This is a genomic window from Burkholderia cepacia (assembly GCF_001718835.1).
GTDB classification, from domain to species: domain Bacteria; phylum Pseudomonadota; class Gammaproteobacteria; order Burkholderiales; family Burkholderiaceae; genus Burkholderia; species Burkholderia cepacia_F.
In genome coordinates, this window is the sequence record NZ_CP013443.1 from 38,071 (window position 1) to 57,110 (window position 19,040).

The 19,040-nt window shown below is 69.1% G+C and carries 14 protein-coding genes; 7 read left to right on the top strand and 7 right to left on the bottom strand.

Features of this window, described 5'->3' with window-relative positions; translation table 11 throughout:
• Positions 1-665: 665 nt before the first annotated feature.
• On the top strand, positions 666-1,409 hold the full coding sequence (locus WT26_RS03445) for a hypothetical protein (RefSeq protein WP_069269736.1): 744 nt from the start codon (positions 666-668) through the stop codon (positions 1,407-1,409).
• Positions 1,410-1,415: 6 nt separating this feature from the next.
• On the top strand, positions 1,416-3,233 hold the full coding sequence (gene glmS / locus WT26_RS03450; RefSeq protein WP_069272191.1) for a glutamine--fructose-6-phosphate transaminase (isomerizing): 1,818 nt from the start codon (positions 1,416-1,418) through the stop codon (positions 3,231-3,233).
• Between the two features lie 26 nt (positions 3,234-3,259).
• On the opposite strand, the gene WT26_RS03455 is transcribed toward glmS, so the two are convergent.
• Entirely contained in the window at positions 3,260-3,652 is a 393-nt protein-coding gene (locus WT26_RS03455) for a DUF7079 family protein (RefSeq protein WP_155123054.1), read from the bottom strand.
• Positions 3,653-3,847: 195 nt separating this feature from the next.
• Between WT26_RS03455 and WT26_RS03460 the strand changes: the two genes are divergently transcribed.
• The gene (locus WT26_RS03460) at positions 3,848-6,052 is read left to right on the top strand and encodes a hypothetical protein (protein WP_069269739.1); all 2,205 of its coding nucleotides are present in this window, start codon (positions 3,848-3,850) and stop codon (positions 6,050-6,052) included.
• A gap of 26 nt (positions 6,053-6,078) precedes the next feature.
• Here WT26_RS03460 and WT26_RS03465 read toward each other — a convergent pair whose 3' ends face one another.
• Positions 6,079-6,957, bottom strand: a complete 879-nt coding sequence (locus WT26_RS03465; RefSeq protein ID WP_069272192.1) for a sigma-70 family RNA polymerase sigma factor — start codon at positions 6,955-6,957, stop codon at positions 6,079-6,081.
• Positions 6,954-7,421, bottom strand: coding sequence for a carboxymuconolactone decarboxylase family protein (locus tag WT26_RS03470; RefSeq protein ID WP_069272193.1), 468 nt, complete (start codon positions 7,419-7,421; stop codon positions 6,954-6,956). The genes WT26_RS03465 and WT26_RS03470 overlap by 4 nt, the downstream gene beginning before the upstream one ends.
• Before the next feature lie 400 nt (positions 7,422-7,821).
• Here WT26_RS03470 and egtB point away from each other — a divergent pair, with 400 nt between their 5' ends.
• From egtB to WT26_RS03485, 3 genes are all read left to right on the top strand, one after another.
• Positions 7,822-9,051 (top strand): ergothioneine biosynthesis protein EgtB, encoded by a 1,230-nt coding sequence (gene egtB / locus WT26_RS03475; RefSeq protein WP_069272194.1) that lies wholly within the window; start codon positions 7,822-7,824, stop codon positions 9,049-9,051.
• Positions 9,035-10,042, top strand: a complete 1,008-nt coding sequence (gene egtD / locus WT26_RS03480; RefSeq protein ID WP_069272195.1) for an L-histidine N(alpha)-methyltransferase — start codon at positions 9,035-9,037, stop codon at positions 10,040-10,042. Before egtB ends, egtD begins: the two co-directional genes overlap by 17 nt.
• A gap of 130 nt (positions 10,043-10,172) precedes the next feature.
• Complete coding sequence (locus tag WT26_RS03485; RefSeq protein WP_069272196.1) at positions 10,173-10,475, top strand: hypothetical protein; 303 nt, start codon at positions 10,173-10,175, stop codon at positions 10,473-10,475.
• Positions 10,476-10,539: 64 nt separating this feature from the next.
• Here WT26_RS03485 and WT26_RS03490 read toward each other — a convergent pair whose 3' ends face one another.
• Complete coding sequence (locus WT26_RS03490) at positions 10,540-11,745, bottom strand: MFS transporter (RefSeq protein ID WP_069269741.1); 1,206 nt, start codon at positions 11,743-11,745, stop codon at positions 10,540-10,542.
• 199 nt (positions 11,746-11,944) lie between these two features.
• On the opposite strand from WT26_RS03490, the gene WT26_RS03495 reads away from it, so the two are divergent.
• Entirely contained in the window at positions 11,945-12,307 is a 363-nt protein-coding gene (locus WT26_RS03495; RefSeq protein WP_069272197.1) for a hypothetical protein, read from the top strand.
• Between the two features lie 61 nt (positions 12,308-12,368).
• Here WT26_RS03495 and WT26_RS03500 read toward each other — a convergent pair whose 3' ends face one another.
• The 3 genes from WT26_RS03500 to WT26_RS03510 all read right to left on the bottom strand — a co-directional run bounded on the left by WT26_RS03500 (position 12,369) and on the right by WT26_RS03510 (position 18,841).
• Entirely contained in the window at positions 12,369-13,532 is a 1,164-nt protein-coding gene (locus WT26_RS03500) for a DUF4382 domain-containing protein (protein ID WP_060056182.1), read from the bottom strand.
• Between the two features lie 264 nt (positions 13,533-13,796).
• Complete coding sequence (locus WT26_RS03505; protein ID WP_069272198.1) at positions 13,797-16,823, bottom strand: type III restriction-modification system endonuclease; 3,027 nt, start codon at positions 16,821-16,823, stop codon at positions 13,797-13,799.
• On the bottom strand, positions 16,823-18,841 hold the full coding sequence (locus WT26_RS03510; RefSeq protein WP_059667741.1) for a site-specific DNA-methyltransferase: 2,019 nt from the start codon (positions 18,839-18,841) through the stop codon (positions 16,823-16,825). The genes WT26_RS03505 and WT26_RS03510 overlap by 1 nt, the downstream gene beginning before the upstream one ends.
• Between the last annotated feature and the right edge of the window lie 199 nt (positions 18,842-19,040).

The window sequence follows — 19,040 nt, forward strand, 5'->3', positions numbered from 1 at the left end:
GGCAATCGGCGCATGTCCGCTGACGAATGCGGGACGACCGAGAATCGGCACGACTGCTGCTTCGGCAGTGCGCGAGACGCGACACCGCAGGCATCGGCGGCCGTTGCGCGCGCATGGGGATTTTCCCCATGCCGGCACGGGAGACGTGCGGCCGGAGCGAAATGTTGCGTCCATGAAACGGGCATTCGGCGCCCTTTCCGCGGCCGTCTCGCGACGGCAACCGGTGAGCCGCATGCAGGCGTGCGCCGAGCCGTTGCGGCCCTGCACACAAGGCGCGGCGCAGGCGTGATGCCGGTAATGGCTCCCGCGACGGACGTTCCTCGGGCCGCGCAGGCGGCTGATACGCCGATGAATCAAAAACCTGCCGACTGCGTCATCCGGGCCTCGGCCGACACGTGATTCGGCCTTGCCGGACACGGCGCGCCGCGAGATGGCTCGGCCTTTGCTTCCAATGGGGTGTGCCCCGTCCCAATGCCTGAACAACTAGCCGTAGATACCGGGACGGTTGAATGCGACTGACACGAGGCCGGGGGGCGGTGTGAGCGGTCGGCATCGGCGGCGCCGCGCGCGGAAAGCGGCGTCGCGGATCGATGCGCGCTCCTCCGGCTCCCGTCGAATCCTGTACGTCCGCGACGGCGATCCCGGCGCGGACACGGGGACGAACGATGAAGGACTGTCGGGCGGGTTCGCTCTGCGTCGACGACGCGTTGCTGGTCGCGCTTGCCTGCGCGCTCGCCGCATACGATGCGGCGCTGTCGTGCCCGGCCTGCCGCGATTTCGTCTTCCCGCCGCCGTATTGCGCCGCGTGGCTGTGGCTCGCGGCGCTGCTCGTCTGCGCGCGCAACGTACGTGCGCTGCCGCATTGCCCCAACCGCTTCCTGCTTGCGTCGCCCTGCCCGCTGCCGGCCCGGCACATCGTCGCGGGCGCGATCTGCTGCGACCGGTTTTCGCGTGCGTGTGCGTCAGGCGCGCCGCGCGCCCTCGCCGCTTCCGTCGATCCGCCAGCACCGCCCGTCTACGACGACGGCCATCTTCGCGAACCCGCTCCACCGCGCCGCAACGCGAGCCAGCACGGTCGCGACGCCCGTCGCCTCGTGACGCGCGCCCCGCCCGGCCGGCGCGCGGCCTCGCATGCGAGCGGCTGTGCGCACGGCGCACGCGCGTGCCGCACACCGGGCCGGCCGCTGCCGTGCCGCGTGCTGCTGCGCCTGCTGCCGCTGGCCGCGACCGCGCCGCCACCGTCGCCCTGCGCCGGTCCCGGGCCATCGGACGGCTCGCTGCCGCACGCCGCGCGGGCGCATCGCGCCACTGCTCACCAGCATCACGACGGCCGCGGCCGCCATCGCGAATCGTTTCGCCTGCGCGCCGAGCGTCCATGCGCGCGGCACCGCTCACTTCACTGGAGGTAACGCGTCATGTGTGGCATCGTCGGCGCAGTCGCGCAACGGGACATCGTCCCGATTCTGATTGAAGGTTTGCGTCGCCTCGAATATCGCGGCTACGATTCATGCGGCGTGGCGACGGTCGTCGACGGCCAGGCGCGCCGCGAGCGCAGCGTGTCGCGCGTCGCCGATCTCGACGCGCACGTGCGCACCGCCGGCCTGGCCGGCAGCACCGGCATCGCGCACACGCGCTGGGCGACGCACGGCGCGCCGGCCACCTGCAACGCGCATCCGATCTTCTCGCGCGACGAAATCGCGCTCGTGCACAACGGCATCATCGAGAACCACGAAGCGTTGCGCAAGCAACTTTCCGACGCGCACTACGAATTCGACGGGCAGACCGATACCGAGGTCGTCGCGCACCTGATCCACAGCAAGTATCGCGGCGACCTGCTCGCCGCCGTGCGCGCGGCAACGTCGCAACTTCACGGGGCCTACGCGATCGCGGTGTTCAGCAAGCACGAGCCGCAGCGGCTGGTCGGCGCGCGGGTCGGCTCGCCGCTCGTCGTCGGCGTGACGGATGGCGAATGCTTTCTTGCGTCCGACGCGCTCGCGCTCGCCGGCATCACCGACCGCTTCATCTTTCTCGAGGAAGGCGACATCGTCGAGTTGACGGCCGGCCACGCGCGGATCTTCGATCGCGACGGCGTGCAGGTCGAGCGCCCGGTGCAGACGGTGACGTCGGGCGACGGCGTGGTCGAGCTCGGGCCGTACCGGCATTTCATGCAGAAGGAGATTTTCGAGCAGCCGCTCGCGGTCGCGGCGACGATTCCCGATGCGGGCCTGTTCGATCCCGCGGTGTTCGGGCCGGACGCGCGGCGCATCTTCGAGCAGATCGACAACGTGCTGATTCTCGCGTGCGGCACGAGCCACTACTCCGGGCTGACCGCGCGCCGCTGGCTCGAAACGATCGCGCGCGTGCCCGCCCAGGTCGAGATCGCGAGTGAATACCGTTACAGCGACGCGCTCGCGATGCCGAATACGCTGGTGGTGAGCGTATCGCAATCCGGCGAGACCGCCGACACGCTCGCCGCGCTGAAGTATGCGCAGGCGCTCGGCCATATCGACACGCTGGCGATCTGCAACGTGCCGACCAGCGCGATGATGCGGCAGGCAGGCCTGCGCTTCCTGACGCGGGCCGGCCCGGAAATCGGCGTCGCGTCGACCAAGGCGTTCACGACGCAGCTCGTCGCGCTGTTCATTCTCGCCGTCACGCTCGGGCGGCTGCGCGGCTACGTTGACGATGCGCAGCTCGCGCGCTATGCGACGCAGTTGCGGCGCGTGCCCGACGCGCTTGCCGACGTGCTTGGGCTCGAGCCGCAGATCGAGCGCTGGGCGGCGGAATTCTCGCAGCACGAGAACGCGCTGTTCCTCGGGCGCGGGCTGCACTACCCGATCGCGCTCGAAGGTGCGTTGAAGCTGAAGGAGATTTCGTACATCCACGCGGAGGCGTATCCCGCGGGTGAGCTCAAGCACGGGCCGCTCGCGCTCGTCACGCATACGATGCCCGTCGCGACGATCGCGCCGAACGATGCGCTGCTCGAGAAGCTGAAGTCGAACATGCAGGAAGTGCGGGCGCGCGGCGGGCAGCTTTACGTGTTCGCCGATGCGGATACGCGGATCGACAACAGCGAAGGCGTGTCGGTGCTGCGGATGCCGGATTATTACGGGTTGTTGTCGCCGATCCTGCACGTCGTGCCGCTGCAGTTGCTCGCGTATCACGCGGCGTGTCTGCGTGGCGCGGATATCGACAAGCCGAGGAATCTGGCGAAATCGGTGACGGTCGAGTAAGGGGAGGGGGCGTTGCGCGGCCGGCGTCACGGCGCGCGCAACGCCGTCAGTTCGCGATCGAGCTCCTGCCAGATGCTGCGGAAGATGCATCGGCGGCGGCAGATTGCGCGCCGGCAGCGGGCCTCGAAGCGGCTAAAGGCGGACGCCTGCTGCTGGTCGAGCCAGACGGAGATCTCGCGGATCACATCTTCGTCGGCGAACGCGAGCCACACGGGCGGGATGGGCGTCAGCAGGTTGCTGCCCAGCACCGGCGCGACTTCGTCGAAGAACGCCGCTTCCAGCGCGGCGTGCGACAGGTGCGGGCAGCGCTTGCGCAGCGACGCGGCGATGTACGCGTAATCGACTTCGTTGTCGACGAACAGGTCGGACATCACGACCCAGCAGTCATGTCGTTCGCGGAGGTCGATTGCGGTCGTCATGCTGCGTGCATTGTCCTGTCGAGCGTTGTCGTCGCGGCCATTCTTGACGCGCCCGACCGGCGCCGTCAACCGTTTTGCTTCGATGGCGGGCTGCTAGAATCAGGCGCCCGACGCAGCGGCCGCGCCGCCTGCCGCTCGATTGCGGGTGCAACAGAACAACAACGCGCATCGCGCCCGACCGAGAGCACGCCAAGCATGGCCGAGATCAATACCAAGACTTCCCACCGCATCGCCGCATGGCGGCTGCAGAGCGTCGTCGCGACGCTGATCGCCAGCCTGCTGCCCGCGGCCGCCGCGCACGCGAGCGGCGACATCGACTGCTTTCCGGGCGCGACGCTGCGCTACGACTCATACACCTGCGCGGGCGTGCCGTTCCTGAGCCCCGCGAACGACACGCGCATCAACGCGATGCTGCTGATGGCCGGCAGCGGCAAGCTCGCTCACGCGTTCCCGAGCCCGGCCGCCGTCGCGCCGGCGGACCGCGCGGCGCGGCTCAGCGTGCCGTTCTGGTATGACTTCTCGGGATGGATCGACATCGGCCAGAAGGCGATGACGATGCAGGTCGCCGACGGCGCGCAGTCCGACACCTACGCGGACGGCGAGGGCGGCATCTGCCGCAGCGCGTCGTCGGGCACCACCGCGTTCAACGACGCGCTGGACGCGGCGAAGGGGCTCTCGGGCGACGATGCGGCGCGCCTGCGCGCGGCCCGCGCCGACATGGTGAAGGCCTGCGCGCCGGGCGCGAACGCGGCAGGGGCGGGCTGGGCGAAGCCGGCCGGCCTTCAGTCGCCGCTCGGCCAGCAGTTCGCAACCTATCTCGACGGCGCGCACGCGTTCTATGCGGGCGACTTCGCCGTCGCGGCCACCACCTTCGGCGGCCTGCGCGACAGCGCCGATCCGTGGCTGAAGGAAGCCGCGCTGTACATGGTCGGCCGCGCGCGGCTCAACTTTGCGCAGGCCGGCGCATTCAGTTCCAGCAATGACACGATGAGCCCGGACCGCGTCGACAAGGCCGCGCTCTCCGCGGCCGACGCGGCGTTCCGCGACTACCTGCATGCGTATCCGCACGGCCGCTATGCGGCGTCCGCGCTTGGCCTGCAGCGGCGCATCGCGTGGCTCGGCGGCGACACGCAGCAACTGGCCGCGATGTACGACAACGCCTTCTCGACGTGGTCGCCGGCAGCGTCGAACGTCCCGCTCGGCCAGCTCGCGAACGAGCTCGACAGCAAGATGCTGATGTCGCTCGGCGACGATACGAGCCGCATTCAGTCGCCCGCCGTGCTCGCGCTCGTCGACCTGACGCGCATGCGGTCCGCGGACACGGTGTACTGGAGCGAGCGCAAGCCCAAGCCACTGACGCTGGACGAGCTGCGCGCGCAGAAGCCGCGCTTCGCCGCCGCGCCGGCGCTGCACGACTACCTGCTGGCGGCGTACCACGTGTACGTCGACAAGCAGCCGCAACAGGCGCTCGCGCTGCTGCCGTCGTCGCCCGGCGCATCGCTCGATTACCTCGCCCTCAGCCAGCAGACGCTGCGCGGCTTCGCGCTCGAGGACAGCGGCCAGCCTGCAAAGGCGCGGCAACTGTGGGAACGGCTAATCCCGCTCGCGAAATTTCCGCTGCAGCGCGAGGCGCTGGAGCTTGCGCTCGCGATCAACCTGGAGCGGGCAGGGCAGATCGCGCCGATGTTCGCGGAAGGCTCGCTGATCCGCAGCCCGGCGATCCGTTCGATCCTGCTGCAGCACGCCGCCGACGCGGACCTGCTGCGCCGCGAGGCGCAAAACCGCTCGGGCGACGTGGTGCTGCGCGAGATCGCGCTGGCGACGCTGCTGTACAAGGAGCTGACGCGCGGCCGCTACGCGGCGTTCCTCGACGACCTCGCGCTCGTGCCGGCCAGGCCGTCGGACGCGTTGAAGTCCTACGTGCAGAAGGGCGGCGTCGGCGACGCAAGCTATGCGTGCCCGTCGATCCGCGACGTCGCCGCAACGCTGAAGCAGACGCCCGACGATCCGAAGGGGCTCAATTGCATCGCCGAATTCGTGCGGCGCAATCCGCCCGTCTATGGCGGCGACGACCCGTTGTTCGGGCTGTCGCCCGCGAACCCGCGCATGTGGGCGTCGAAGAAAGACGGACCGCTGTCGCTCGGCAGCGCGCCGTCGCAGTTCCCGGGCCGCAACTACGCGCGGATCGACAGTTACCGGAAGGTGATCGGCAATGCGCAGGCGCCGGCCGACGATCGCGCGTATGCGCTGTATCGCGCGGTCCGCTGCTTCGCGCCGGCGGGCTACAGCGAATGCGGCGGCAACGACATCCCGACCCGCACGCGCAAGCAGTGGTTCAACACGCTGAAGGCGGCGTATCCGCGCAGCAAGTGGGCGCAGTCGCTGCAGTACTACTGGTGATGCGCGGATGACGTACCGCCGCGGCGTCAATGCAGATGCCGCAGCTTGTCCGGATTGCGGACCACGTAGATCGCCGCGACCTTGCCGTCCTGGATCTCGAGCGCCGTGGTCTGCAGCTCGCCGTCGGATTCCAGCGTGACGAAACCCGGCAGCCCGTTGATGAACCCGGCACGCACGAGCGTCGACGCGTTCTGGCGGAACAGCGCCGCGAGATATTCGTGCACCTTCATCACGCGTTCGAAGCCGAATACCGGCTTGCCCGCCGCCGAACGCTTGCCGCCGCCGTCCGAATGCAGGCTCACGTCCTCGGCGAGCATCGCGCCGAGCGTGCGCATGTCGCCGCTGCGTGACGCCGCAAAGAACGCCTCGGCGATCTCGACGCCGCGCTGCTTCTCGACATGAAAGCGCGGCCGCGCGTCGCGCACGTGCGTGCGCGCCCGCGCGGCGAGCTGCCGGCATGCGGCCGGGTCGCGCTGGATCGTCGTGGCCACTTCGTCGAACTCGAGGCCGAACACGTCGTGCAGCAGGAACGCCGCGCGTTCGAGCGGCGACAGCCGTTCGAGCGCGAGCAGCAACGGCAGCGTGACGTCTTCCTGCTCGTCTTCCTCGACGACCGGCTCGGGCAGCCATGGGCCGATATAGGTCTCGCGCTGGTGCCGCGCGGACTTCAGCTGGTCGAGGCACATCCGCATCACCATGCGGCGCAGGAACGCCTCGGGCACGCGCACCTCGGTGCGGTCGACGTCCATCCAGCGGATGAACGCCTCCTGCACCATGTCCTCGGCATCCGCGACGGAGCCGAGCATCCGGTACGCGACGCGGATCAGCGTGCGGCGCAGCGGGTCGAAGCTCGCCGCGGCGTCCGTTGCGTTCGTTGTCGCGGCGGGATCGCGCTCCGGCGTCATGCCGCGGCCTGCGCGGCTTTCGCCGCGGCCGGATCGATCCACAGCCCGAAGCCGACCGCGAGCCGGTTCCAGCCGTTGATCACGTTGATCATCAGCGTGAGCTTCACCTGTTCCTCCTGGCTGAAGTGATCGTTCAGCGCCGCGTACGCCTGCTCGTGCGTATGGCCTTCCGACAGCCGCGTGAGCGCATCGGTCCAGCCGAGCGCCGCGCGTTCGCGGTCGGTGTAGCAGGGCGCCTCGCGCCACGCGGCGAGCAGGTAGATGCGCTGCTCGGTCTCGCCTTGTGCGCGCGCCTCGGCCGTGTGCATGTTAATGCAGTTCGCGCACGCGTTGATCTGCGATGCGCGGATCTTGACCAGCTCGATCAGCGTCGGCTCGAGGCTCCCGGCAGCGGCGACCGATACGGTCATCCAGTTCTTCATCAGCGCGGGGGCGGCGGCAAACGGATTGAGTTTCGCAGTCATGGTTCCTTCTCCTTTCGTGTGGGTTCCGGTGATATGACGAGCGAGCCCCCCGCGTGTGTGACATCGGCGCAAAAAATATTTTGCGGCGTGCGTGCGGCTGCCGATCTTCCGACGATTGCGGCGTCACATGATCGTCACGATCGGGCCGCAGGCGACCCGATGCGCACGCAAGCGTCGCAACGACGAAGGCTTTCATTCCACTTGCGTTGCCGTTTCATTCCAATCGCAGGTCGCGACATTCACATTTCTGGACCATACTGTTCTGCACGGGCGGACGAATCGACGCCGCATCAGGGGTCCCGCCCGTCGCAGCATCGAAGGTCGCACGTCAGTCGCGCGCACCGAGCGCGGGGCTTTCCTTTCCGGCAACGCAGCGAATCGCGACGTGGACGGTAAACCGATGAGCCTCCTTGCATCACAGCTTCAGCGCCGTTACCAGGACGTGCGCACCCATAGCGTCGCGTTGACCGCGACGCTGTCCGCCGAAGACCAGTCCGTGCAGTCGATGCCCGACGCGAGCCCGACGAAATGGCATCTCGCGCATACGACCTGGTTCTTCGAAACCGTCGTGCTGATGCGCCGCGTGCCCGGCTACGCGCCGTTCGACGACGCCTTCCAGTTCCTCTTCAATTCCTATTACGAAGCGCTCGGCCCGCGCCATCCGCGGCCGCAGCGCGGGCTGCTCACGCGCCCGTCGCTCGACGAGGTGCATGCGTACCGGCAACACGTCGACGAAGCGATGCTGGCGGCGATCGCGAACGCGGACGCGGTGCTGCTGGAAGCGATCGCGCCCGAGGTCGTGCTCGGCCTGCATCACGAGCAGCAGCACCAGGAGCTGATCGTCACCGACATGCTGCATGCGTTCTCGTGCAACCCGCTGAAGCCGGCGTTCCGGCCGCGCGACGGCGCGAGCGACGTCGAGCACGCAACGGCCGGCGCGCCGCGCTGGCTGCGCCAGCCGGGCGGACTCGTCGAGATCGGCCACGACGGCGATGCGTTCTCGTTCGACAACGAACGGCCGCGCCACACGGCGCTCGTGCGGCCGTACGAGATCGCGAACCGCCTCGTGACGAACGCGGAATTCGCGGCGTTCGTCGCCGACGGCGGCTACGCACGCCCCGAGTTCTGGCTGTCCGACGGCTGGGCGACGGTCCAGCGCGACGGCTGGCGCGCGCCCGCGTACTGGCTCGACGGCGACGCCGAAGCGGCGCCGCGCGACGCGCCGCACCGCGCATGGCGCGCGTTCGGCCTGCACGGCATCGAACCGCTCGCCCCCGACGCACCGGTGTGCCACGTGAGCTTCTACGAAGCGGCCGCATACGCGGAATGGGCCGGCGCCCGCCTGCCGACCGAATTCGAATGGGAAGCCGCATACGGCGCTAACGGCGTGCGGCAGATGACGGGATACGTGTGGCAGTGGACACGTTCGTCCTACGAGCCGTATCCGGGCTTTCGGCCGCTCGCCGGGGTAGCAGCCGAATACAACGGCAAGTTCATGGTCGGCCAGCAGGTCCTGCGCGGCAGCAGCATCGCGACGCCGCCCGGGCACGAACGGCCGACGTACCGCAATTTCTTTCCGCCGGCCGCGCGCTGGCAATTCACGGGAGTGCGACTTGCGCGAGACGTCTGAGCAGACGGCCACGAGCGGTGGCCAGCAACCCGCCCGCGATTCGCGGCCGAGCGCGTTCGAGCGCGACCTGATCGACGGGCTGTCGCGCACGCCGCGCAGCATTCCGCCGAAATACTTCTACGATGCGGCCGGCTCCGCGCTGTTCGATCGCATCTGCGAGCTGCCCGAGTATTACCCGACCCGTACCGAGCTCGGCATCCTGCGCGATCGCGCGGCCGAGATCGTGCGGCGCGTCGGCCCGCATGCGGACATCGTCGAATTCGGCGCGGGCTCGCTCGAGAAGATCCGCGTGCTGCTCGACGCGTTTTCGGCGGAGCGCGCGCCCGCGCGCTACGTGCCGGTGGACATCTCGGCCGACTATCTGCACGGTGCGGCCGCGCGGCTGCGGTCGGCCTATCCGTGGCTCGACGTCGCGCCGCTCGCGGCCGACTACACGAAGGCCGAGCAGCTCGCCGCGCTGGCGGCCGAGCCGCGTCGCCGCATCGGCTTCTTTCCCGGCTCGACGATCGGCAATTTCTCGCCGGAAGAAGCCGACGCGTTCCTGCGCGATGCCGCACGGCTGCTGCGCGGCGGCGGCCTGCTGGTCGGCGCCGATCTCGTGAAGGACGCGCGGACGCTGCACGACGCGTACAACGATGCGCAGGGCGTCACCGCGCAGTTCAACCTGAACCTGCTGGTGCGCGCGAACGCGGAGCTCGGCGCGGATTTCGATCTCGACGGCTTCGCGCATCATGCGTTCTACGATCTGCAACGGCAGCGCATCGAAATGCATCTCGTCAGCGATGTCGCGCAGACGGTGCACGTGCGCGGCCACGCGTTCCGCTTCGACGCCGGCGAGCGCATCCATACGGAGAATTCGCACAAGTTCACGATCGACGGCTTCCATGCGATCGCGCGCCGCGCGGGATTCGAGCCCGATACCGTGTGGACCGACGCGGACAACCTGTTCAGCGTGCACTGGCTGCGCAGCCCGGGCGACGTTCGTGCGTGACGACGGGCGGCGTCGCAACGCGTAAACGCCCGTTACCAGTCTCGCAGACCCGTAGCACCTGTATCGCCGCCTCCCGCCTAGACTCCGAACCGTATTCACATGACGCACGACACGTGCAGGGAGTCGCGAGATGAGCAAGAAACTTATTCTCGGTGCAGTTCTCGGTGTAGCGGCGCTGGCAGCCTCGGGCGTCGCGTCGGCCCACGTCGACCTGTCGGTCGGCATCGGCGTGCCGGGCGTCTATGCGCCCCCGCAGCCGGTGTACGTCGCGCCGCCCGTTGCGTATGCGCCGCCCGTCACGTACGCGCCGGTCGGCTATCGCTACGACGACTGGCGCGCCCGCGAATGGCGTGAACACGAGTGGCGCCGCCGCGAATGGCGCGAGCACGAGTGGCGTGAACGTGAATGGCGCGATCGCGGCCGCTGGGATTGATACCCGCAGACACGTCGGGCAACCGGCACAACGAGAACCGCGCACGGCAAACGCGCCGTGCGCGTCAGCGTTCCGGCCGTCCCGGCGCGAACGCGCACATGACCAGCGGCACGACCACGATCGCCGCGCCGGTGAAGAACATCGCCGGCGCGCCGAAGCGCTGCCAGATCCATCCGGCGATCGCGCTGGCGAGCAGCATCGCGGCCCCGCTCGCGAGATTGAACAGCCCGAACGCGGTGCCGCGCCATTCGGCCGGCGCGGTATCGGCGACCATCGCCGCGAGTATCCCCTGCGTGAATCCCATGTGCAGCCCCCACACCGCGACGCCGGTCAGCACTGTCGCGGCATCGGCGCGCGCGCCGAGCAGCAGGTCGGCGGCGATCAGCAGCGCCATGCCGATCGCGAGCAGCGCGCGCCGGTCGAGCCGGTCCGACACGACGCCGACCGGATACGCGGACAACGTATACGCGACGCTCATCACGACCATCACCGACGGCACCCACGCGAGCTCCATCCCGGTCTGCTGCGCGCGCAGCACCAGGAATGCCTCGCTGAAGCGCGCGAGCGTGAACGTCGCGCCGATCGCGACGACGTACCAGTAGCGTGCCGAAAACATGCGCAGCGCGCGCCGGTCGAGCGGCGAGCGGAACGGGCTGATGCGGCCCGCCCGCGCGGCAGCGGGCTCGCGCACGCCGAACATCAGCACGGCGAGCGTCGCGAACGCGGGGATCGACGCGAACCACAGCACCGCGCGGATGTGATCCGCGAATACGAACATCAGCGCGATCGCGAGCAGCGGGCCGCCGACCGCGCCGACGGTATCCATCGACTGCCGCAGCCCGTAGCATGCGCCGCGAATCTCGGGCGGGGCGACGTCGGCGACGAGCGCATCGCGCGGCGCGCCGCGGATGCCCTTGCCGAAGCGGTCGACGAGGCGCGCGGCGATCACGAGCCCCGGCCCGTGCGCGAGCGGAAACAGCGGCTTCGTCAGCGCGGCGAGCCCGTACCCGGCGAGCAGCAGCGCCTTGCGGCGGCCGAGCCAGTCGCTGATCGCGCCCGAGAAAATCCGCACGATCAGCGCGGTCGCCTCGGCCGCGCCCTCGAGCACGCCGAGCGCGACGACGCTCATGCCCATCGTCGTCACCAGGTACACCGGCAGCAGCGCGTGCACGAGCTCCGACGACAGGTCCATCAGCAGGCTGACGAACCCCAGCGCCCACACGGTGCGGGGGATCGCGGGACGGGACGATACGGCGGTGCGCGATTCCATCGGATCTCCGGAACGCGCCGGGCGGGCGCGGTCAGATGAGTGTCGCGCGGGACGGACGGTGTTTCAACTGCCGGCACGCGCGAATTGGTCTGATGAATGGTTGGCGAATCCCGCGTTACGAATATTTACAACGTGAGCATGTCGCGAATCGGCGCGTTCGTACAATGCAATCACCTCAATGCGCTCCAAGGAGCAACAGATGAAACAACGACGCTTCCTGCCCGCGCTCGCAGCCGCACTCGTCGCGCTCGGCGCGGTCTCGGCACACGCGGCGGCCGGCGGCAATGGCGGTGGCAACGGTGGCGGTCATGGCGCAGGCGGCTCGGGCGGCAACGCGGGCGGCATGTCCGGCGGCCACATGAGCGGCCAGGCGCTGAGCAACTCGAACGGCATCCACGCGGGCGACCGCGACAAGGGCCTGTCGCGCGCAGCCGACCGCTCGGACACGATCGCCGATCGCGCCGGCGTGCAGCCGGGCCACGGCCACGTGCACGGCCATACCGCGCACGCGAGCGCGCATACGCATCACTCGAAGCACAACGCGTTCGGCCGCACGCTGTAAGCGTCGTTCCGGCACGCACCAAAGCAATGGGCGCCCTCGGGCGCCCATTTCGCATCCGTCGTCAGAAGCTGAAATTGACGTTCGTCTGGCTGGTCGTCGCGTTGACGTTCATCGATTGCGTCGCGCCCGACGCGGCATCGGCCTCGATCGTGTACTGGCCCGCGGCGGCCGGCACGGCAGCCAGCGCGACCGGCAGCGAACCCGTGTACGTGCCGACGATCGGCGCGGCGGTCGGCACCGACAGCGCATAGATGCCCGTGTCCAGGTTCGCGTTGGCCGACGTGATCTCGTAAGCGTTCGCATCGACCGTCTGCAGCGCGCGCACCAGTGCGTTCGCGGTGGGCGTCACGGTGCCGCTGACCGAGCTCATCGTCGAGGCCGGCAGCGCGATCGGCACGTTCGACGTCGACACGGCCGTGGTCGTGTTCACGACCACCGGCACCGAGCGGACGACGCCCGACGCGACGTTGTTCTGCACGATCACGACGTCGTAGTTGCCCTGCGTCGTGCTCTGGACCAGCGGCGACAGCACGAACTTGCCGCTGCCGTCGGCCACCGTGCCGCGCACGACCTTGCCGCCCTGTTCCGCGTACACGGTCGCGCCGGCTTCCGTCGGCGAAACGTAGCCCGAGATCGCGCCGCTCACGATGGTCGGCGTCGCGGTCACGACCGGCTTCAGCGCATACGAGCCGTTGCCGCGCTGCACGACCGACTTGCATGCATCGAAGTCGAGCACGAGATCGACGAGCGTGTTCGGCTGGACCGTGAACGGGCTGATGAGCTTGATGCCGCTTTGCGTCGCGCTGGGCGTCACGAGCGGCTGCTCGGCGCCGCCCGTCGGCACGACCGAGTTCGCGAGCATGTTGCCCTGGTTCTGCGCGAGCACGAGGCGGATCTGCTGGTACTGGCCGGCCGGCAGCGCGGTCTGGCCGAGGTCGGCGAGCGTGCCGTTGGTCAGCGACAGCAGGTCGATCTTCTGCTGCGCCGGCAGCGCGACCGTCGACCAGCCGGGGTCGTTGTCGCCGGCGTTCGAGTTCATGTTGACGCGCACCTGCGACACGGTGACGAACACGTGATCGAAGCCGCACGACGGCGCGTCGGTCATCGCGACGTGCAGCGTGCCGGTCTGCCCGCCGGGGCTGCCGCCGCCATCGCCGCCGCCGCATCCGGCGAGCGCGAGCGAGAAGACCGATGCGCAGGCAAGCGTCTTAAGCAAGTTGTTCATGGCGAACCCCCTCCTTCAATTCTTGTCAGGGTGCCCGGAGCATAGTGCCGGCCCGTCGCTGCATTTCTTCAAATTTGCAACGAGGCGTAACCGGCTGGCGAAAACGCGGTGCGCGGCAGGCTTTCAGGCAGGCAACGGCACGCAGGCGGATGGAAGGGGGAACCGGTTTTGCGGCGCTGCGACATGCGGGGCGCGGGTCGGCCGAGCAAGGGGGAAAGGAGGGGAAAAGAGCGGGGCGGGCGCAGGCGCGGCCGCCCCGTCGCGTTACCGTTCGCCGCTCGCGAGCGGCTCGCGCGCGAACAGCGCATCGACGTCCCGCGCCCGCACGAAACGCGCCGCGCCGTCGCCGTCCACCAGCGCGCGGAAATGCGCTTCGCCGCACGCGAGCTTCGCACGCTCGTGCTCGCGCGGCGCTTCGTCGTCGGCGCTGCGCGGCGTATCGACGACGAAGTACAGCCGCTCGCCGCCGTCCTGCTCCGCGAGCACGGCCCAGTCGGGGTGATAGCTGCCGAGCGGTGTCTGCACGCGGAACCACGCGGGCAGCTTCGCGTACAGCTTCACGTCGTCGTGCGCTTCGAGCGCATCGGCGAACGCGCGCTCCGCGTCCGTCTCGCACACGACCGCCTCGTGGATCGACTTCCGCGCATCGGGCCGCAGGTTGCGCAGGTAACCGGTCAGTGCCTCGCTTTCGAACGATTCGAGCGCGTGCACATGGCGCTCGCCGAGCTTCCGATACGCGATGCCCGCGACCAGCGCGTGGCGCTTGCAGCGGTTGATCGCCTCGGCCGCGACCGCGATGAACTGCTGCGGATTCACGCGAAAATCGTCGAGCCGGCCGCTGTCGGCCAGGATCGTCGCGAGCGAACGGCGCGTGAGCTGCGTGCGGTCCTGCAGCTCGGTGAGCAGGTCCGGCAGCGGCAGTTCGCCTTCGTCGAGCAGCACCGTGCCGGCGCCGGCCACCTCGATCGCCTCGATGCCGGCCTTGCCGATGTCGATCTCGGCCTTGCGCCACTGCAGCCGCGCGCGCGCGATGTCCGGCGCGTCGTGCAGCGCGGCCGCGCAGTCGCGCACGAGCTTCGCGTTGTCGAACTCGACGCGGTACACGGTGCGATGACGGATGCGGTCCCACAACGCGCGAAAATCCTCGCCGAACACGACGGCCTTGCCCGACGCATCGCGCCGCAGCGCGATCGCGCGGCGCTCGTCCGCGTTGCGCACGGCAAAGCGGCCCGACAGCTTGCGCAGCGTCGCGACGATCGGCGCGCGCAGCGACTCGAACGCGTCGGGCAGCACCAGCGCGCTCTGGCGCAGCGCATCCTTCAGCCGGTCGAGCACCTTGCCCTGCGCATCGACGTAACCCTGCTCGCGCAGGTGGTTCCACAGCACGCGCGACAGCTCGATGCCGAGCGCATGCGCGGGCGCGTCGCCTTCCTGCACGGGCAGCGCCGCGAACTGGTGTTCCTCGACGATCCCGAACCGGATGCCCGTATCGGCCTCGATTTCCTTCTGCAGGTTCTCCGCGAACGACTCGTAGCGTTCGGTCGCGATCACCGTGAGCGTGTTCACGCCCGGATCGCGCACGCGTTCGCCGTCCTGGTCGACCGCGAGGCGCAGCCCGCGGCCGAGCGTCTGGCGGCGTTCGCGCTCGGTCTGGATGTCGCGCAGCGTGCAAATCTGGAATACGTTCGGGTTGTCCCAGCCTTCCTTCAGCGCCGAGTGCGAGAAGATGAACTTCAGCGGCGTGTCGAACGACAGCAGCGCTTCCTTCTCGCGCATGATCAGGCCGTACGCGCGTTCCGCGTTCTCGCGGGCCGCCGCGCTGCTCTCGCTCGTGTCGGTCCAGCCGCCCTTGCGGTCGATCGAGAAGTAGCCGTTGTGCGCGCGCCCGACTTCGAGCGCGACGTCGACGCCGTCGAACAGCGCACGATAGGCCGGCACGCGCGCCGCACGCGCATATTCCTCTTCGAAGATCAGCGCGTAATCGCCCTTCGCGGGCATCCCGTTCTCGTCGTAGCGGCGATAACGCTCGACCGAATCGACGAAGAACAGCGACAGCACCTTCACGCCGCGCTCCGCGAGGCGCAGTTCCTTGTCGAGATGCTCGCGGATCGTGCGGCGGATCATCTCGCGCTGCACGGCGAGCGTGTCGATGTCGCCGAATGCCTCGCCGAGCGACAGGAACGCCTCGCCTTCCGGATGGCGCAGCTCGACGTACTCGGCGCCCTTCACCGCATGCACCTCGCCGATCCGCAGCCCCGCATACAGCGCGCGTTTCGTCAGCCGCTCGAGATCGTCGCCGTCGGTGGCCGACACGATCTGGCGCTTCACGCCGGCCGCGGTCGCGACGTCGAGTTCGATACGCGCGCTGATCGCGCCGCGCCGGTTCGACACGCCGACGAGCCGCACGTACGGCTTGTTGTGCGCATCCTCGACGATCGCCGACGCGATCTCGATCTGCTTGACGAGCTTGCGCTCGTACGCGTCGACCGCGTCGAGCCGGTACACCATGTGGTGACGGTCGACGTGCGTGGCCGAATAGCGCAGCGTGCAGAGCGGCGCCATCGCGGCGAGCGCTTCGCGCCCGCGCCCCTCGAGCCCGCCGTCGACGCTTTGCGGCTCGTCGACGATCACGATCGGCCGCGTCGCGCGGATCAGGTCGATCGGCTTCTCGCCGCCGGTCTTCTCGCTGTCCTTGTAGAGGTTGTTGATTTCCTTCTTGTTGATCGCGGCCACCGTCATCACCATGATCTGGATCGCCGCGCTCGCCGCGAAGTGGCGCACCTGGCCGAGCTTCGCGGAGTCGTACAGGAAGTAGTCGTACGGCACGCCCGCGTACAGCGCGCGGAAGTGATCCTCGGTGATGGACAGCGTCTTGTGCACGCCTTCCTTGATCGCGATCGACGGCACGACGATCACGAACTTCGTGAAGCCGTAGCGGCGGTTCAGCTCGAAGATCGTGCGCAAGTACACGTAGGTCTTGCCGGTGCCGGTCTCCATCTCGACGGTGAAGTCGCGCGAGCCGGGCTGGCCGGACGGCGGCAGCCCGCCGCGCAGCTGCACGTCGGCGAGATTGCGCGCGAGCGCGTCGTCGGTCAGCGACAGCCGGTTGCCGACGCCCTGTTCCGACACCGCGAAGCCGAGCGAGCCTTGCGCGGCGGCCGTCGTGCCGGGCGCGGCGTTCGCGAGCACGCTGAAGTCGCCGCGATACGATTCCTGGCCGCGAAACAGGTCGCAGACGGCGTCGATCGCTTCGCGCTGGTAGTCGAGATCCGCTTCGAAATGCAGCCGCATCACAGGCTCCGCACGCGCTTCACGCCGTGCTGTTCGAGCAGCGCGGCGAGATTGAGCTTCGCGACGTCGTCGACGAAGCCGCTGTCGCGGAACAGGCACGTGACGTCGTGCGTCGTGCCGGTCGCATCGAGCAGGTCGACGATGCCGTCGGCGAGCGGGCCCGCGTCGTCGCGCGAGATGCGCGCATCGAAGCACGCGACGATCGCGCGGCCGATCAGGTGCACGGTCTTGCCGGCCACCTGGTGATGCTCGACCGGCGTGCACAGGTCGAGGCCGAGCTTCAGCGTCAGTTCGGCGAGCAGGTCGTCTTCGGTGCGGCCGGTCTTCACGTGCTCGACGGAGGCGAACAGCGCATGGTCGAAGTCGTCGCGGCGCGGGTCCCACTCGATCACGTTGGTCGTGTCGAGCCGGTACACGCGGAAACCGAGGTCGCCATAGCTTTCCGGGTAATCGCGCGCGACCTGCTGCGCGGCGCGGCGCAGGCGCTCCTTGGTGATTTCGGCGAGCGTCAGCGGCTTTTTCAGCTTCGCGCAGAAATCGGCGGCCGCCTGTTGCGTCTTGTCGCGGCGGTCGAGCGCTTCGGGGAGCTGCACGAGCACGTAGCGGCGCGCGCCGCCGTCGGTCGCGTTCACCTGCATCACCGCGTGGGCGGTCGAGCCGGAGCCCGCGAAGCAGTCGAGCACGATGTCGTCGCCGCGCGTGCACCAGCCGATCACGGCCGCCGCGAAATCGACCGGCTTCGGCAGGTCGAACGGGATGCCGAGCGTCTTCAGCAGCGCGTCGTCGGAGCCGGCGAACGGCAGCACCGACGGCACGTTCTCGTACATGTTCTCGTCGAGGTAGTAGATCCGCTGCGGCTGCGTGGTCTCGTCCGGGCCGAATTCGATCTGCCCGCGCTCGATCAGCGCCTGCATCGTCGCGGGCGGGTTGCGCCAGCCGCGCGCCGGCATCGCGCACGGCTTGCCGGTGACGGGGTGGATCAGCGGCGTGAAATACTCTTCCGGCGCCTTCTTCTTGTTCGGCCAGGCCATCGACACGAGGCGGTAGACGCGGCCGTCTTCCGACAGCCGGTCGTACATCACCTCGCCGCCGGACAGGTTGGTCTGCGCCTTCATCCACGCGCGATACGCCTTCTGCGCGTCCTTCGCGTTGCCGCTGCGGTATACGGCGTCGTGCGCGGCGTCGAGCATGCGCTGCGCATTGCGCTTCGGGCGCTTGAGCGGCGCCCGTTCGAGCAGCGTCTCGGCGTTGCGCGCGAACAGCACCAGCGATTCGTGCTGGTACGCGACGCCGCGTGCGTCGCCCTTCGGGTTGCGCTTGTCCCACACGGCCACGCCGAGCTCGTTCTCCTCGCCGAAGATCTCGCGCAGCATCAGCACCAGCGCGTGCACTTCGTGCTCGTCGATGTGCACCGCGATCAGCCCTTCGTCGGACAGCAGCGCGTGCGCGAGCTTCAGGCGCGGATACATCATGTTCAGCCAGTCGGTGTGGAACCGGCCGTTCGCCTCGGTATTGGTGCTGCGCTTCACGCCGCCCTGGGTTTGCCCCGTCATCGCCAGGTAGTGGCGGATGCTGTCGCTGAAGTCGTCCGGATAGACGAAATCGCTGCCGGTGTTGTACGGCGGGTCGATGTAGACGAGCTTCACCTTGCCGGCGTAACTCTTGTGCAGCAGCTTCATCACGTCGAGGTTGTCGCCCTCGATCACGAGATGGCGCGTGTCGTCCCATGCGACGCTGTCGTCGGGGCAGGGCCGCAGCGTGCCCGTCGACGGCGTGAGCGCGGCCTGGCGCGCGCTGCGCTTGCCGTGCCAGTGGAAGCCGTAGCGTTCTTCGGCGTCGCCGACCGTGCGTTCGCCGACCAGCGCCTTCAGCACGTCGACGTCGACCGACGCGCCGCCGGGGCCTTCGGTCACGAGTTCGGGGAACAGCGCCTTCAGGCGCGCGACGTTGTCGGCGGTGAAATCCGTCGACATCGCCTGCGGGCTGGCCGCATCGAGTTTCTGCATCGTCTTTTCCATCGGAGCCCGGCCGCGCGCGCCAGGACGTCGGGCGCTGTCGCGATGCCGGCGGCCGGCAGAGGGGGCCGCCGCGGGCAAACCCGAAACGCTATCGAGTCGACCGGCCGAGGTCAAGCGCCGTCGTGCGCCTCAAACCGCTCCGACGAGCGGGATCGCCCGCCGGACGGGCGCGGCGGGGCATCGGCCGCGTTGTCGCAGC

Coding starts and splice junctions, on each gene's coding strand:
- WT26_RS03445 (WP_069269736.1), top strand. CDS start 666: ATGAAGGACTGTCGGGCGGGTTCGCTCTGCGTCGACGACGCGTTGCTG.
- glmS (WP_069272191.1), top strand. CDS start 1,416: ATGTGTGGCATCGTCGGCGCAGTCGCGCAACGGGACATCGTCCCGATT.
- WT26_RS03455 (WP_155123054.1), bottom strand. CDS start 3,652: ATGACGACCGCAATCGACCTCCGCGAACGACATGACTGCTGGGTCGTG.
- WT26_RS03460 (WP_069269739.1), top strand. CDS start 3,848: ATGGCCGAGATCAATACCAAGACTTCCCACCGCATCGCCGCATGGCGG.
- WT26_RS03465 (WP_069272192.1), bottom strand. CDS start 6,957: ATGACGCCGGAGCGCGATCCCGCCGCGACAACGAACGCAACGGACGCC.
- WT26_RS03470 (WP_069272193.1), bottom strand. CDS start 7,421: ATGACTGCGAAACTCAATCCGTTTGCCGCCGCCCCCGCGCTGATGAAG.
- egtB (WP_069272194.1), top strand. CDS start 7,822: ATGAGCCTCCTTGCATCACAGCTTCAGCGCCGTTACCAGGACGTGCGC.
- WT26_RS03485 (WP_069272196.1), top strand. CDS start 10,173: ATGAGCAAGAAACTTATTCTCGGTGCAGTTCTCGGTGTAGCGGCGCTG.
- WT26_RS03490 (WP_069269741.1), bottom strand. CDS start 11,745: ATGGAATCGCGCACCGCCGTATCGTCCCGTCCCGCGATCCCCCGCACC.
- WT26_RS03495 (WP_069272197.1), top strand. CDS start 11,945: ATGAAACAACGACGCTTCCTGCCCGCGCTCGCAGCCGCACTCGTCGCG.
- WT26_RS03500 (WP_060056182.1), bottom strand. CDS start 13,532: ATGAACAACTTGCTTAAGACGCTTGCCTGCGCATCGGTCTTCTCGCTC.
- WT26_RS03505 (WP_069272198.1), bottom strand. CDS start 16,823: ATGCGGCTGCATTTCGAAGCGGATCTCGACTACCAGCGCGAAGCGATC.
- WT26_RS03510 (WP_059667741.1), bottom strand. CDS start 18,841: ATGGAAAAGACGATGCAGAAACTCGATGCGGCCAGCCCGCAGGCGATG.